The organism is Pseudomonas syringae group sp. J248-6, from assembly GCF_032586995.1.
Classification (GTDB): domain Bacteria; phylum Pseudomonadota; class Gammaproteobacteria; order Pseudomonadales; family Pseudomonadaceae; genus Aquipseudomonas; species Aquipseudomonas amygdali.
The window spans coordinates 252094-264908 of sequence record NZ_JAWHOP010000006.1 but is presented as its reverse complement, the minus strand read 5'-3'; the positions used below and the strand labels follow the sequence as shown (position 1 = coordinate 264908).

Sequence of the window (12815 nt, the reverse complement as noted above, 5' to 3'; positions counted from 1 at the left end):
ACTGGAGCGACAAATGAGCTTTTTCATCTCTCCCGCTTTTGCGGATGCTGCTGCACCGGCTGCCGGTCCTGCGGGCAGTGGTTTCGAGTGGATTTTCCTGGTCGGCTTCCTGGTCATCTTCTACCTGATGATCTGGCGTCCACAGGCCAAGCGCGCCAAAGAGCAGAAAAACCTGCTGGGCAACCTGCAGAAAGGCGATGAAGTTGTGACCAGCGGCGGCATCGCGGGCAAGATCAACAAAGTGACCGACGACTTCGTAGTGATCGAAGTGTCTGACACCGTTGAGCTGAAAATCCAGAAGGGCGCCATCGCGGCCACTCTGCCAAAAGGCACCCTGAAAGCGATCTGAGCAGTAACTTTTTACCCATCGACGGGGCGCGCAAGGCGCCCCGCGTTTTAAGCGGGCGGCGTGATGCTGAACAAATACCCTCTGTGGAAATACATACTGATCCTGGCGGTGCTGGTGGTCGGTTTTATTTATTCCGCACCCAATCTCTACCCTGATGATTCTGCCATCCAGATCAGCGGTGCAAGCACTGCACTGCAAGTCAATCAGGCAGACGTGGATCGTGCAGCCAAGGCGCTTGCCGATGCCGGCATCTCGGTCAAGGCTTCTTCTCTGGCCGAGAATGGCAAGGGCGGTTTGTTGCGTCTGAGCAAGCAGGAAGACCAGTTGCCAGCCAAGGATGTCGTGCGCAAGGCGTTGGGTGACGACTATGTCGTTGCGCTGAACCTGGCGCGTACCACGCCGACCTGGTTGCGTCACCTGGGTGCAAGCCCGATGAAGCTCGGTCTCGACCTGTCCGGTGGTGTGCACTTCCTGCTGGAAGTCGACATGGACAAGGCGATCGATGCACGTCTGAAGGTTTATGAAGGCGAAGTCAAATCCCTGTTGCGCAAGGAAAAGGTGCGTTATCGCAGCCTGCCGCAACTGGGCAATGTGATTCAGCTGGGCTTTACCGATGACGCAGAGCGCGAGCAGGCTCGTGCACTGGTGCGCAAGACCTTCACCGATTTCGAAATCACGCCTGCCGAGCTGAACGGTATTCCCGTACTGCGCATGGCGTTGACGCCGGCCAAGCTGGCCGAGATTCGCGAATACTCGATCAAGCAGAACCTGACTACCGTGCGTAATCGTGTCAACGAGCTGGGCGTTGCCGAGCCGCTGGTTCAGCGCCAGGGTGCCAACCGCATCGTGGTCGAGCTGCCGGGTGTGCAGGACACGGCCGAAGCCAAGCGTATTCTGGGCAAGACCGCCAACCTCGAATTCCGTCTGGGCGCAGGCCCGGATGATTCGAAAGGCACCACCGAGATGTTCGAATTCCGCGAAGGCGGTCGTCCGGCAGCGGCGGTGGAGCGTGGTCTGATCATCACTGGCGATCAGGTGACTGACGCCAAGGCCAGCTTCGACGAGCATGGCCGTCCACAGGTGAACATCAATCTTGATGGCCACGGTGGCGAGCTGATGAGCCGCGCAACCCGCAGCAATGTGGGTCGCAGCATGGCGGTGATCTTCATCGAGCAGCGTCCGACCACCACCTACACCAAACAGATGGTCAACGGCGTCGAAAAAGACGTGCCGGTGCAGACCTTCAAGGAAGAAAAGAAAATCATCAGTCTGGCGACCATTCAGTCGCCGCTGGGCAGTCAGTTCCGGATTACCGGTCTGAACGGTCAGGGTGAATCTTCCGAACTGGCGCTGCTGTTGCGTGCTGGTGGTCTGGCGGCACCGATGTACTTCGCTGAAGAACGCACCATTGGCCCGAGCCTGGGTGCCGACAACATCACCAAGGGTATCGATGCTTCCCTGTGGGGCATGCTGTTCGTCTCGCTGTTCATCATGGCGATCTACCGCTTCTTCGGTCTGATCGCGACCGTCGCACTGGCCTTTAACATGGTCATGCTGCTGGCACTGATGTCCTTGCTGGGTGCAACACTGACCCTGCCAGGTATCGCCGGTATCGTGTTGACCATGGGTATGGCGGTGGATGCCAACGTGCTGATCTTCTCGCGTATTCGTGAAGAGATCGCCAACGGCATGACGGTTCAGCGTGCTATCAACGAAGGTTTCGATCGTGCCTACACGGCGATCCTCGACGCCAACCTGACGACGCTGCTGGTCGGCGGCATTCTCTTTGCGATGGGCACCGGCCCGGTCAAGGGGTTTGCGGTGACCATGTCGCTCGGGATCTTTACCTCGATGTTCACGGCCATCATGGTGACCCGCGCTATGGTCAACCTGATCTACGGCGGTCGTGACTTCAAGAAGTTGTGGATTTAAGGGGCTGCCATGTTACGTACCATCAACTTCATGGGCGTTCGCAATGTTGCGTTCGCCATCACAATGCTCCTTACCGTACTGGCGCTGTTCAGCTGGTTCCATAAAGGGCTCAACTTTGGTCTGGACTTCACCGGCGGTACGCTCATCGAGCTGACCTACGAGCGTCCAGCCGATCTGGGCAAGGTTCGCCAAGAGCTGGTTTCAGCGGGCTATCATGAAGCCGTTGTGCAGAGCTTCGGTGCCACCACTGACTTGCTGGTGCGCATGCCGGGTGAAGACCCGCAATTGGGCGCTCAGGTCGCTGAAGCGCTGCGCAAGGCCGGTGCCGATAACCCGGCAGTGGTCAAGCGTGTCGAGTTCGTCGGCCCGCAAGTGGGTGAAGAGCTGCGCGATCAGGGCGGCCTCGGCATGCTGATGGCGCTGGGCGGTGTTCTGATTTACCTGGCATTCCGCTTCCAGTGGAAATTCGCAGTCGGGGCGATCGTGTCGCTGATCCACGACGTGGTGGTGACGATGGGTATCCTGTCGTTCTTCCAGATCACCTTCGACTTGACGGTGCTGGCGGCGGTGCTGGCGATCATCGGTTACTCGCTGAACGACACCATCGTGGTCTTCGACCGGGTACGCGAAAACTTCCGTCTGCTGCGCAAGGCTTCGCTGATCGAGAACATCAACATCTCCACCACGCAGACACTGCTGCGCACCATTGCCACCTCGGTTTCGACCCTGTTGGCGATCGTGGCATTGTGGGTGTTTGGCGGTGACAGCCTGGAAGGCTTCTCCATCGCGTTGTTCATCGGCGTACTGGCGGGTACCTACTCGTCCATCTACATCGCCAACGTGGTGCTGATCTGGCTGAACCTGACCACCGAGGACCTGATTCCTCCAGTGGTCGTCGAGAAGGCTGACGACCTCCCGTAGGTCCGGCCATCATAAAAAAGGCGCGAGTGCTGAACTCGCGCCTTTTTTTATGCTCCAAGGCTAGGCATTGCGCAGTCATGCTGCGTTTCGATTGGTCAGGAGGTTCAAGTGAACAAGTCTATGCTTGTTGGTGCTGTGTTAGGTGCTGCTGTAGTGACTGCTGGCGGCGCCGTTGCCACCTATAGCTTGGTCAAGGGTGGTCCTGAGTATGCGGATGTATTGGCGGTAGAGCCGATCAATCAGCAGATCAAAACCCCCCGTGAAGTTTGCAAGGACGTAACCGTTACCCGTCAGGCGCCGGTCAAGGACCAGCATCAGATCGTCGGTAGCGTTATTGGCGCGGTTGCCGGTGGTTTGCTGGCTAACCAGATCGGTGGCGGTAACGGCAAGAAGATCGCTACAGTTGCGGGTGCGGTAGGTGGTGGTTATGCGGGCAACAAGGTTCAGGAAGGCATGCAGGAGCGTGATACCTACACCACTACGCAGAACCGCTGCACGACGGTCAATGATGTGAGCGACAAGGTTGTGGGTTACAACGTCAAATACAAGTTGAACGAGAAAGTGGGTCAGGTTCGTATGGAGCGTGATCCGGGTAGCCAGATTCCGGTCGACAAGAACGGTCAGCTGATATTGGGTCAGGCGCAGTAACGCCAGCCGCTGAGCTTCAGAAGACATAAAAAAACCGGCTTTCGCCGGTTTTTTTATGTCTGCAGCTTAGCGTTTGAGCGAAGGCGGCAGGTGCGGTGCGATTGCGGTCAGCACGGCCTTGAAGCATTTGGTGTTGCCCGCAACGATGTGGCCTTTCTCGAGGAAGTCGTGACCACCGGTGAAATCGCTGACCAGACCGCCTGCTTCCTGAATCAACAGAGCGCCCGCTGCCATGTCCCATTCGGACAGGCCCGACTCCCAGAACGCATCGAAGCGACCGGCAGCGACATAAGCCAGGTCGAGGCTTGCAGCGCCTGCGCGGCGGATGCCGGCGGTCTGGCCTACCAGGCTGCGGAACATGCCCAGGTAGTTCTCGATGTTGTCCATCTGGTTGTCACGGAACGGGAAGCCGGTGCCGAGCAGTGCGCCTTCCAGGCTCTTGCGCTGGCTGACGCGCAGACGGCGACCGTTCAGGGCAGCGCCGCGACCACGGCTGGCGGTGAATTCTTCCTGGCGGACCGGGTCCAGAACAACAGCGTGCTCAAGGCGACCGCGATATTTGCAGGCGATGCTGACAGCAAAGTGCGGGATGCCGCGAACGAAGTTGGTAGTGCCGTCCAGCGGGTCGATGATCCACAGGTAGTCGGTGCCTTCGCCGCTGCCTTCGTGCAGGCCGCTTTCTTCGCCAAGGATGCCGTGAGTCGGGTAGGCCTTGCGCAGAGCGGTGATGATGCTCTGTTCGGCGGCGCGGTCGATCTCTGTGACGTAGTCTTTGGCTTCTTTTTCGTCAACCTTGATGGTATCCAAGCGCTCGATGGAGCGGAAAATCAATTCGCTGGCGCTGCGGGCGGCGCGCAGCGCGATATTCAGCATGGGCTGCATGGACAATTCACCTAAGGTTGTTAAAGAGAGCCGGGCATTCTATGGGCTGATTCGAATTATTTCCAGCCTTGCGTTGTTACGGTTGTCGGGTTCGGGTGGATTTTTTCATGTCGCAAGCGGTCAGTTCCGATCTTCCGGTCCGCACAGCTTCATAGCGTTAGTCGAACCGTTTCTGTAAGATTTGCCCCCCTAATTCGCGTCAGTGAGCGTTCGCTTTGTTGCAGAACATTCGTGTTGTCCTGGTCGGCACTACCCATCCCGGAAATATCGGCGGGGCCGCTCGCGCCATGAAAAACATGGGGCTTTCGCGTCTGGTGCTGGTCGATCCGCGCATCTTTCCTTCGCCTGATGCCGATGCGCGTGCGTCAGGTGCCACCGATATTCTTGAAGGTGCGCAGGTTGTCGCGACCCTTGAAGACGCGTTGGTCGGCTGTCGTCTGGTGCTCGGCACCAGCGCGCGTGATCGCAGTCTGCCGTGGCCGCTACTCGATCCGCGCGCATCCGGTGAGAAGGTCATCGAGCAGGCCGGAGAGGGCGCGGAAGTGGCGCTGGTCTTCGGTCGCGAGCACGCCGGCCTGACCAATGAAGAGCTGCAGCGTTGCCACTTTCATGTGCACATCCCGTCGGACCCCGGGTTCAGCTCGCTGAACCTTGCTGCGGCTGTACAGGTGCTCAGCTACGAAGTGCGCATGGCCTGGCTGGCCGCTTCGGCACAGTCAGAGCAGGGCGAAACGCCCAGAGCGGTCTCGGCGCATAATGCCGAGCTGGCGACGATGGATGAGATGGAAGGCTTTTACACGCACCTCGAAGCCACGCTTGTGGCCATCGGTTTCCTTGATCCGGAAAAGCCGCGTCATCTGATGGCACGACTGCGCAGGCTGTACGGGCGTAGCGAGGTCGAGCGATCCGAGCTGAGTATCCTGCGCGGTGTGCTCACCGAAACTCAGAAGGCCGCACGCGGTGAGCCCTACAAGCGGAAGGATCAGTAATGTTCAAGCGTCTGCGAGAAGACATTCAAAGCGTATTCCATCGCGACCCTGCTGCGCGCAATGCCTTTGAGGTGCTGACCTGCTATCCGGGCATGCATGCCATATGGTTGCACCGCTTTGCGCACATTCTGTGGCGCAACGGCTGGAAGTGGCTCGCGCGGCTGGTCTCCAACTTCGGTCGCTGGATGACCGGTATCGAGATCCACCCGGGGGCGCGCATCGGTCGCCGTTTTTTCATTGACCACGGCATGGGCATCGTGATCGGCGAAACCGCCGAGATCGGCAATGACGTGACGCTTTACCAGGGCGTGACCCTGGGCGGTACCAGCTGGAATGCCGGCAAGCGTCACCCGACGCTGGAAGACGGCGTCGTGGTGGGGGCGGGTGCCAAGGTGCTCGGGCCGTTCACGGTGGGTGCCGGTGCCAAGATTGGTTCCAACGCAGTGGTGACCAAGGCGGTGCCTGCGGGGGCAACGGCCGTGGGCATTCCGGGGCGCATCATCGTCAAGTCCGACGATGAAACCGAAGCCCGGCGCAAGGTCATGGCTGAAAAGCTCGGTTTCGACGCATATGGCGTCAGCGCCGACATGCCGGACCCTATCGCTCGCGCCATTGGCCAGTTGCTCGACCATTTGCAGGCGGTCGACGGTCGCCTCGAGGGCATGTGCGATGCGCTCGGCAGGCTGGGCAGCGATTACTGCGCCAAAGACCTTCCCGAGCTGCGTGATGAAGTATTCGACTGCGTCAAGGATCGTCACGAAGGCAAGGTTGGCTAGGTGGCACGGCGGTGTGACGCGTGCCATTACGTCGCACCTTTGCTATGATGCAGCCCGCACTTTTCGCTAATCCCGACTGTTTTACTTGGTCTAATAGTTGACTCTTTTACTCGGGAATAGCATACTCGCTCTCATTCCGAACCTCTGCGGTATACGCCATGCGACTGACTACTAAAGGCCGATACGCTGTAACAGCCATGCTTGACTTGGCGTTGCACGCGCAGAACGGGCCAGTGTCTCTGGCCGACATCTCCGAGCGGCAGGGCATTTCCCTGTCCTACCTCGAGCAGCTGTTCGCCAAGCTGCGTCGCGGCAATCTGGTTTCCAGTGTTCGTGGCCCGGGTGGTGGTTACCAGCTGTCGCGCGACATGAAAGGTATCCAGGTGGCTCAGGTTGTCGACGCGGTCAATGAATCGGTCGACGCCACACGCTGTCAGGGTCTGGGCGATTGCCACGCTGGCGATACCTGCCTGACCCACCACTTGTGGTGCGACCTGAGCCAGCAGATTCACGAATTTCTAAGCGGTATCAGCTTGGCGGATCTTGTCACTCGCCGTGAGGTACAAGAAGTCGCTCAGCGCCAGGATATGCGCCGTGGTCATAACCACATGTCGCAACTGGGTAAGATCGAAACGTCCGCCGTCGAATGAACGCAGATGAATGAGCGGTGCGCCTGCCTGATAGGAGAGCTTCAATGAAATTGCCAATTTACCTCGACTACTCCGCGACGACCCCGGTCGATCCGCGTGTCGCGCAGAAAATGATCGAATGCCTGACCGTCGAAGGAAACTTCGGCAATCCGGCCTCGCGCTCCCACGTTTTTGGCTGGAAAGCCGAAGAAGCGGTCGAGAACGCCCGTCGTCAGGTCGCTGATCTGGTCAGCGCCGACCCGCGCGAAATCGTCTGGACCTCGGGTGCCACCGAATCCAACAACCTGGCTATCAAGGGTGTTGCGCATTTCTACGCCAGCAAAGGCAAACACCTGATCACGTCAAAGGTCGAACACAAGGCTGTCCTCGACACTACTCGCCAGCTGGAACGCGAAGGTTTCGAAGTTACCTACATCGAGCCAGGTGAAGACGGTCTGATCACGCCTGCCATGATTGAAGCGGCACTGCGCGACGACACCATCCTGGTTTCGGTCATGCATGTGAACAATGAGATCGGCACTATCAACGACATCGCTGCGATCGGTGAACTGACCCGTTCGCGTGGCGTGCTGTTCCACGTTGACGGCGCGCAGTCGACCGGCAAGGTTGAAATCGATCTGGCCAGCCTCAAGGTTGACCTCATGTCGTTCTCGGCGCACAAGACCTATGGTCCTAAGGGCATCGGCGCGCTCTACGTCAGCCGCAAGCCGCGTGTTCGCCTTGAAGCGACCATGCACGGCGGCGGTCACGAGCGTGGCATGCGTTCCGGTACCCTGGCGACCCACCAGATCGTCGGTATGGGCGAAGCATTCCGCATTGCCAAGGAAGAAATGGCTGCTGAAAACGTGCGCATCAAGGCACTCAGTGATCGTTTCTTCAAGCAGGTCGAAAATCTGGAAGAGCTTTACGTCAACGGCAGCCTGACTGCCCGCGTACCGCACAACCTGAACCTGAGCTTCAACTACGTCGAAGGCGAGTCGCTGATCATGGCGCTCAAGGATCTGGCGGTATCGTCCGGTTCAGCCTGTACCTCGGCCTCGCTTGAGCCTTCGTACGTGCTGCGTGCCCTGGGTCGCAACGATGAGCTGGCGCATAGCTCGATTCGTTTCACCTTCGGCCGTTTCAGCTCGGAAGAAGAAATCGATTACGCCGCGCAGAAGGTTTGCGAGGCTGTCACCCGGCTGCGCACACTTTCGCCGCTGTGGGACATGTTCAAAGACGGCGTCGACATCTCCAAGATCGAGTGGGCGGCGCACTAATTTAAAGTCGCCTCCAACACAGGTCATGTGCAATTGCGCGTGACCTGCAGAGCGGCTCCCTGATGTGAGAGGAATAGAATCATGGCTTACAGCGAAAAGGTCATCGACCACTACGAGAACCCACGTAACGTCGGCAAGATGAACGCGGAAGATCCTGATGTCGGCACCGGCATGGTCGGCGCTCCAGCGTGCGGCGACGTAATGCGTCTGCAGATCAAGGTTAACGAACAGGGCGTTATCGAAGACGCCAAGTTCAAGACTTACGGCTGCGGTTCGGCCATTGCCTCCAGCTCGCTGGCGACCGAGTGGATGAAGGGCAAGACTCTGGATGAAGCAGAGACCATCAAGAACACTCAGCTGGCTGAAGAGCTGGCGCTGCCGCCAGTGAAGATTCACTGCTCGGTACTCGCTGAAGACGCCATCAAGGCGGCCGTTCGCGATTACAAGCAGAAGAAAGGTCTGCTGTAAGCAAGCAGGCTTTTCAATAGACGCTTGCAACAGAGTCAACTGCAACAGGCTAATGCAACAGGCTAAGGAGTTCCGATGGCTATCAGCATGACAGAAGCTGCCGCTAACCACGTACGACGTTCCCTTGAGGGGCGCGGCAAGGGTGATGGCGTTCGTCTGGGTGTTCGCACCACAGGTTGTTCAGGTCTTGCCTATGTGCTCGAGTTCGTCGATGAGGCGGCCGGCGAAGACACTGTGTTTGAAATGCACGGCGTCAAGGTGATCATTGACCCGAAAAGCCTGGTCTATCTGGATGGCACCGAGCTCGACTTCGTGCGCGAAGGGTTGAACGAAGGCTTCAAGTTCAACAACCCTAACTCGCGCGGTGAGTGCGGCTGTGGCGAAAGCTTCAACGTCTGAGGCTTTTTATTGTGGGTACTCCCTGTCACTTCGCCCTGTTCGACCTCAAGCCCGAGTTTCAGCTTGATCTTGACCAGCTGGCCACGCGCTACCGTGAGCTTGCGCGTAACGTGCATCCGGATCGCTTTGCGGATGCCCCCGAGCGTGAGCAGCGTGTGGCGCTGGAGCGCTCGGCCAGTCTCAACGAGGCCTATCAGACCCTGAAAAGCCCGCCGAAAAGGGCGCGTTACCTGCTGGCAATGAATGGCAACGAGGTGCCGCTTGAGGTCACCGTGCACGATCCCGAGTTCCTTCTGCAGCAGATGCAATTGCGCGAAGACCTCGAGGACTTGCAGGAAGAAGCTGATCTCGTTGGCGTTGCGACCTTCAAGCGCCAGCTCAAGGTCGCTCAGGACGAGCTGAACCAGAGCTTCGCTGCCTGTTGGAACGATGCTGCACAACGCGATCACGCTGAAAAGCTGATGCGGCGCATGCAGTTTCTCGACAAGCTCTCTCACGAAGTGCGCCAGTTAGAAGAGCGCCTCGACGATTAACCCCGCGCGGCTTCGGTCGCGCGCCAGTGATTATTCTGAACAGCATGGCTTTACTGCAGATCGCCGAACCCGGCCTGAGTCCTCAACCGCACCAGCGTCGCCTGGCTGTGGGTATCGACCTGGGTACTACCAATTCTCTGGTTGCTGCAGTGCGCAGCGGCCTGTCCGAGCCGCTGGCCGATGCAGAAGGGCAGGTCATTCTGCCGTCCGCCGTGCGCTATCACGCTGATCGTGTCGAAGTGGGGCAGTCAGCGAAAGTCGCTGCTTCCCAGGACCCGTTCAACACCGTTCTGTCGGTCAAGCGCCTAATGGGTCGCGGGCTGACTGACGTCAAGCAATTGGGCGAGCAACTGCCTTATCGCTTTGTTGGCGGCGAGTCGCACATGCCGTTCATCGACACCGTGCAGGGGCCGAAAAGCCCGGTTGAAGTGTCTGCCGACATTCTCAAGGTCCTGCGCCAGCGCGCAGAAGCCTCGTTGGGTGGCGAGCTGGTAGGCGCGGTGATCACCGTTCCTGCTTACTTCGATGACGCTCAGCGTCAGGCGACCAAGGACGCTGCCAGACTGGCGGGCCTCAACGTACTGCGCCTGCTCAATGAGCCCACGGCGGCGGCGGTCGCCTATGGCCTGGATCAGAAAGCCGAAGGTGTGGTTGCCATCTATGATCTGGGTGGCGGGACTTTCGATATCTCGATCCTGCGCCTGACCGGCGGTGTGTTTGAAGTACTGGCCACTGGCGGCGATACCGCTCTGGGTGGCGATGACTTCGATCATGCGATAGCCAACTGGATTGTCACTGATGCCGGTTTGTCTGCCGACATCGACCCTTCCGCTCAACGCAGCCTGTTGCAGGCAGCCTGCTCGGCCAAGGAAGCCTTGACCGACGCCGAGTCTGTTGAGGTCGCCTATGGTGACTGGCGTGGCACCCTGACTCGCGATGCGCTCAATGCGCTGATCGAACCCATGATCGCGCGCAGTCTCAAGGCGTGTCGTCGTGCGGTGCGTGATACCGGTATCGAGCTTGAAGAAGTCGAGGCGGTGGTCATGGTGGGTGGTTCGACCCGTGTTCCGCGTGTGCGCGAGGCTGTCGCCGAGCTGTTTGGTCGTCAGCCATTGACCGAGATTGACCCGGATCAAGTGGTGGCCATCGGGGCTGCGATCCAGGCCGATACTCTGGCAGGCAACAAGCGTGATGGTGGTGAACTGCTACTGCTCGATGTGATCCCGCTCTCGCTGGGGCTGGAAACCATGGGCGGGCTGATGGAGAAGGTCATTCCGCGCAACACCACCATCCCTGTGGCACGTGGTCAGGAATTCACCACGTACAAGGATGGCCAGACGGCCATGAAGATTCATGTCCTGCAGGGCGAGCGCGAATTGATCAGCGACTGTCGTTCGCTGGCGCGCTTCGAGCTGCGTGGCATCCCGCCGATGGTCGCGGGTGCGGCAAAGATTCGTGTCACCTTCCAGGTTGATGCTGACGGTCTGCTCAGCGTTTCGGCGCGTGAAATGGGCTCGGGTATCGAGTCGAGCATTCAGGTCAAGCCTTCCTATGGGCTGACCGATGACGAAGTCACCCGCATGCTCAAGGACTCCTTCGAGTATGCCGGCGACGACAAGGTCGCTCGTGTGCTGCGCGAGCACCAGGTTGACGCCGAGCGCTTGCTCGAAGCGGTTCAAGGTGCCCTTGAGGCTGATGGTGAGCGTCTTCTCGACGAAGAAGAGCGCCTGGTCATCAACCTGCAGATGAACGAATTACGTGAATTGATGCAAGGCACCGATGGTTATGCCATCGAGCAGCAGACCAAGCGTCTGTCGCAGGTGACCGACGCATTTGCTGCCCGACGCCTCGATTCGACGGTAAAAGCCGCACTGGCCGGGCGCAACTTGAATGAGATTGAGGAATAACTGATGCCGCAGGTGATTTTTCTGCCCCACGCCGAGCATTGTCCGGACGGGCTGGTTGTAGAAGTGGAGCCGGGCACGTCTATTCTCGATATTGCCCACGAGCACCACATCGAGATTGAAAGCGCCTGTGGTGGCGTGTGTGCCTGTACCACCTGCCATTGCATCATCCGCGAAGGTTTCGGTTCGCTGAATGAAGCCGATGAGCTGGAAGAAGACATGCTCGACAAAGCCTGGGGCCTGGAAGCGCAATCGCGTCTGTCCTGTCAGGCCATTGTCGGCAACGAAGACCTCACGGTCGAAATACCCAAGTATTCGCTCAACCACGCCGCTGAAGCGCCACACTGATTCAAGGATTGCTCATGAGTCTCAAATGGGTTGATGTGCAGGAAATCGCCATCCAGCTGGCTGAAAGCCACCCGGATGTCGATCCGCTGACTGTGAGTTTTCCCAGGCTGCGTAATCTGGTCATGGCCTTGCCTGAGTTCGATGACCACCCGGACCGTAGTGGGGAAAAGGTTCTCGAGGCGATCCAAGGGTTATGGATCGAAGAGGCCGATTGACGTTCAGTAACGTACGCAGTTAGGCAATACACCAGAACCCGCGTATAATTCGCGGGTTTAATTTTTCGCTTCAATCACTGCTTCTGGAGTTTCACCATGGCTGTTCAACGTACTTTCTCCATCATCAAGCCTGACGCCGTTGCCAAGAACGTAATCGGCGAGATCACCACTCGTTTCGAAAAAGCCGGTCTGCGCGTTGTCGCTTCCAAGCTGAAGCAACTGTCCAAGGCCGAAGCTGAAGGTTTCTACGCTGAGCACAGCGCTCGCGGTTTCTTCGGCGACCTGGTTGCTTTCATGATCTCCGGTCCGGTAGTCGTTCAGGTTCTGGAAGGCGAAAACGCTATCGCTCTGAACCGCGAGCTGATGGGCGCTACCAACCCTAAAGAAGCTGCTGCCGGCACCATCCGTGCTGATTTCGCTGATTCCATCGACGCCAACGCTGTTCACGGCTCCGATTCCGAAGCAGCCGCCGCTCGCGAAATCTCGTACTTCTTCGCAGCTACCGAAGTAACCGCTCGCTAAGTCATTTTTGACTGACGAGT

General features: G+C 58.5%; 16 protein-coding genes. 15 read left to right on the top strand and 1 reads right to left on the bottom strand.

Translation table 11 applies throughout. The features are described 5' to 3' along the window. Positions 1 to 13: 13 nt before the first annotated feature. The 4 genes from yajC (at position 14) to RYC17_RS11100 (ending at position 3850) form a co-directional block, all read left to right on the top strand. Positions 14 to 349, top strand: coding sequence for a preprotein translocase subunit YajC (gene yajC / locus RYC17_RS11115; protein ID WP_002552468.1), 336 nt, complete (start codon positions 14 to 16; stop codon positions 347 to 349). Between the two features lie 63 nt (positions 350 to 412). Beyond that, positions 413 to 2281 carry a protein translocase subunit SecD gene (secD, locus tag RYC17_RS11110; protein ID WP_058399602.1) on the top strand — a complete coding sequence of 623 codons (1869 nt, stop codon included), beginning with the start codon at positions 413 to 415 and terminating at the stop codon, positions 2279 to 2281. A 9-nt stretch (positions 2282 to 2290) separates the two neighbouring features. Next, positions 2291 to 3202 (top strand): protein translocase subunit SecF, encoded by a 912-nt coding sequence (gene secF / locus RYC17_RS11105; protein ID WP_316903066.1) that lies wholly within the window; start codon positions 2291 to 2293, stop codon positions 3200 to 3202. Between the two features lie 108 nt (positions 3203 to 3310). Then, positions 3311 to 3850: a glycine zipper 2TM domain-containing protein gene (locus RYC17_RS11100; RefSeq protein WP_122259238.1), complete on the top strand. Its 540-nt coding sequence runs from the start codon at positions 3311 to 3313 to the stop codon at positions 3848 to 3850. Between the two features lie 66 nt (positions 3851 to 3916). Here RYC17_RS11100 and suhB read toward each other — a convergent pair whose 3' ends face one another. After that, entirely contained in the window at positions 3917 to 4732 is an 816-nt protein-coding gene (gene suhB, locus RYC17_RS11095) for an inositol-phosphate phosphatase (protein WP_002552472.1), read from the bottom strand. A gap of 215 nt (positions 4733 to 4947) precedes the next feature. Between suhB and trmJ the strand changes: the two genes are divergently transcribed. From trmJ to ndk, 11 genes are all read left to right on the top strand, one after another. Beyond that, entirely contained in the window at positions 4948 to 5721 is a 774-nt protein-coding gene (trmJ, locus tag RYC17_RS11090) for a tRNA (cytosine(32)/uridine(32)-2'-O)-methyltransferase TrmJ (protein WP_058399604.1), read from the top strand. Next, a complete protein-coding gene (cysE, locus tag RYC17_RS11085) occupies positions 5721 to 6497 on the top strand; it encodes a serine O-acetyltransferase (protein ID WP_058407387.1) in 777 nt (258 codons plus the stop codon). Before trmJ ends, cysE begins: the two co-directional genes overlap by 1 nt. A 158-nt stretch (positions 6498 to 6655) precedes the next feature. Further along, positions 6656 to 7147: a Fe-S cluster assembly transcriptional regulator IscR gene (gene iscR, locus RYC17_RS11080; RefSeq protein WP_002552474.1), complete on the top strand. Its 492-nt coding sequence runs from the start codon at positions 6656 to 6658 to the stop codon at positions 7145 to 7147. 44 nt (positions 7148 to 7191) lie between these two features. Next, positions 7192 to 8406, top strand: a complete 1215-nt coding sequence (locus RYC17_RS11075) for an IscS subfamily cysteine desulfurase (RefSeq protein ID WP_316903064.1) — start codon at positions 7192 to 7194, stop codon at positions 8404 to 8406. Positions 8407 to 8487: 81 nt separating this feature from the next. Continuing rightward, entirely contained in the window at positions 8488 to 8874 is a 387-nt protein-coding gene (gene iscU / locus RYC17_RS11070; protein WP_002552476.1) for a Fe-S cluster assembly scaffold IscU, read from the top strand. Positions 8875 to 8949: 75 nt separating this feature from the next. Beyond that, positions 8950 to 9273 carry an iron-sulfur cluster assembly protein IscA gene (gene iscA, locus RYC17_RS11065; RefSeq protein ID WP_002552477.1) on the top strand — a complete coding sequence of 108 codons (324 nt, stop codon included), beginning with the start codon at positions 8950 to 8952 and terminating at the stop codon, positions 9271 to 9273. 11 nt (positions 9274 to 9284) lie between these two features. Then, on the top strand, positions 9285 to 9806 hold the full coding sequence (gene hscB, locus RYC17_RS11060) for a co-chaperone HscB (protein WP_316903062.1): 522 nt from the start codon (positions 9285 to 9287) through the stop codon (positions 9804 to 9806). A gap of 44 nt (positions 9807 to 9850) precedes the next feature. Beyond that, on the top strand, positions 9851 to 11713 hold the full coding sequence (gene hscA, locus RYC17_RS11055; RefSeq protein WP_316903060.1) for a Fe-S protein assembly chaperone HscA: 1863 nt from the start codon (positions 9851 to 9853) through the stop codon (positions 11711 to 11713). A 3-nt stretch (positions 11714 to 11716) separates the two neighbouring features. Next, complete coding sequence (gene fdx / locus RYC17_RS11050; RefSeq protein ID WP_003433456.1) at positions 11717 to 12058, top strand: ISC system 2Fe-2S type ferredoxin; 342 nt, start codon at positions 11717 to 11719, stop codon at positions 12056 to 12058. Positions 12059 to 12072: 14 nt separating this feature from the next. After that, complete coding sequence (gene iscX / locus RYC17_RS11045) at positions 12073 to 12273, top strand: Fe-S cluster assembly protein IscX (RefSeq protein WP_002552481.1); 201 nt, start codon at positions 12073 to 12075, stop codon at positions 12271 to 12273. 96 nt (positions 12274 to 12369) lie between these two features. Continuing rightward, on the top strand, positions 12370 to 12795 hold the full coding sequence (ndk, locus tag RYC17_RS11040) for a nucleoside-diphosphate kinase (RefSeq protein WP_002552482.1): 426 nt from the start codon (positions 12370 to 12372) through the stop codon (positions 12793 to 12795). Positions 12796 to 12815 lie beyond the last annotated feature (20 nt).

Bases quoted from the DNA above. Each gene is read 5' to 3' on its own strand.
- yajC (WP_002552468.1), top strand. From the start codon at position 14: ATGAGCTTTTTCATCTCTCCCGCTTTTGCGGATGCTGCTGCACCGGCT.
- secD (WP_058399602.1), top strand. From the start codon at position 413: ATGCTGAACAAATACCCTCTGTGGAAATACATACTGATCCTGGCGGTG.
- secF (WP_316903066.1), top strand. From the start codon at position 2,291: ATGTTACGTACCATCAACTTCATGGGCGTTCGCAATGTTGCGTTCGCC.
- suhB (WP_002552472.1), bottom strand. From the start codon at position 4,732: ATGCAGCCCATGCTGAATATCGCGCTGCGCGCCGCCCGCAGCGCCAGC.
- cysE (WP_058407387.1), top strand. From the start codon at position 5,721: ATGTTCAAGCGTCTGCGAGAAGACATTCAAAGCGTATTCCATCGCGAC.
- iscR (WP_002552474.1), top strand. From the start codon at position 6,656: ATGCGACTGACTACTAAAGGCCGATACGCTGTAACAGCCATGCTTGAC.
- RYC17_RS11075 (WP_316903064.1), top strand. From the start codon at position 7,192: ATGAAATTGCCAATTTACCTCGACTACTCCGCGACGACCCCGGTCGAT.
- iscU (WP_002552476.1), top strand. From the start codon at position 8,488: ATGGCTTACAGCGAAAAGGTCATCGACCACTACGAGAACCCACGTAAC.
- iscA (WP_002552477.1), top strand. From the start codon at position 8,950: ATGGCTATCAGCATGACAGAAGCTGCCGCTAACCACGTACGACGTTCC.
- hscA (WP_316903060.1), top strand. From the start codon at position 9,851: ATGGCTTTACTGCAGATCGCCGAACCCGGCCTGAGTCCTCAACCGCAC.
- fdx (WP_003433456.1), top strand. From the start codon at position 11,717: ATGCCGCAGGTGATTTTTCTGCCCCACGCCGAGCATTGTCCGGACGGG.
- iscX (WP_002552481.1), top strand. From the start codon at position 12,073: ATGAGTCTCAAATGGGTTGATGTGCAGGAAATCGCCATCCAGCTGGCT.
- ndk (WP_002552482.1), top strand. From the start codon at position 12,370: ATGGCTGTTCAACGTACTTTCTCCATCATCAAGCCTGACGCCGTTGCC.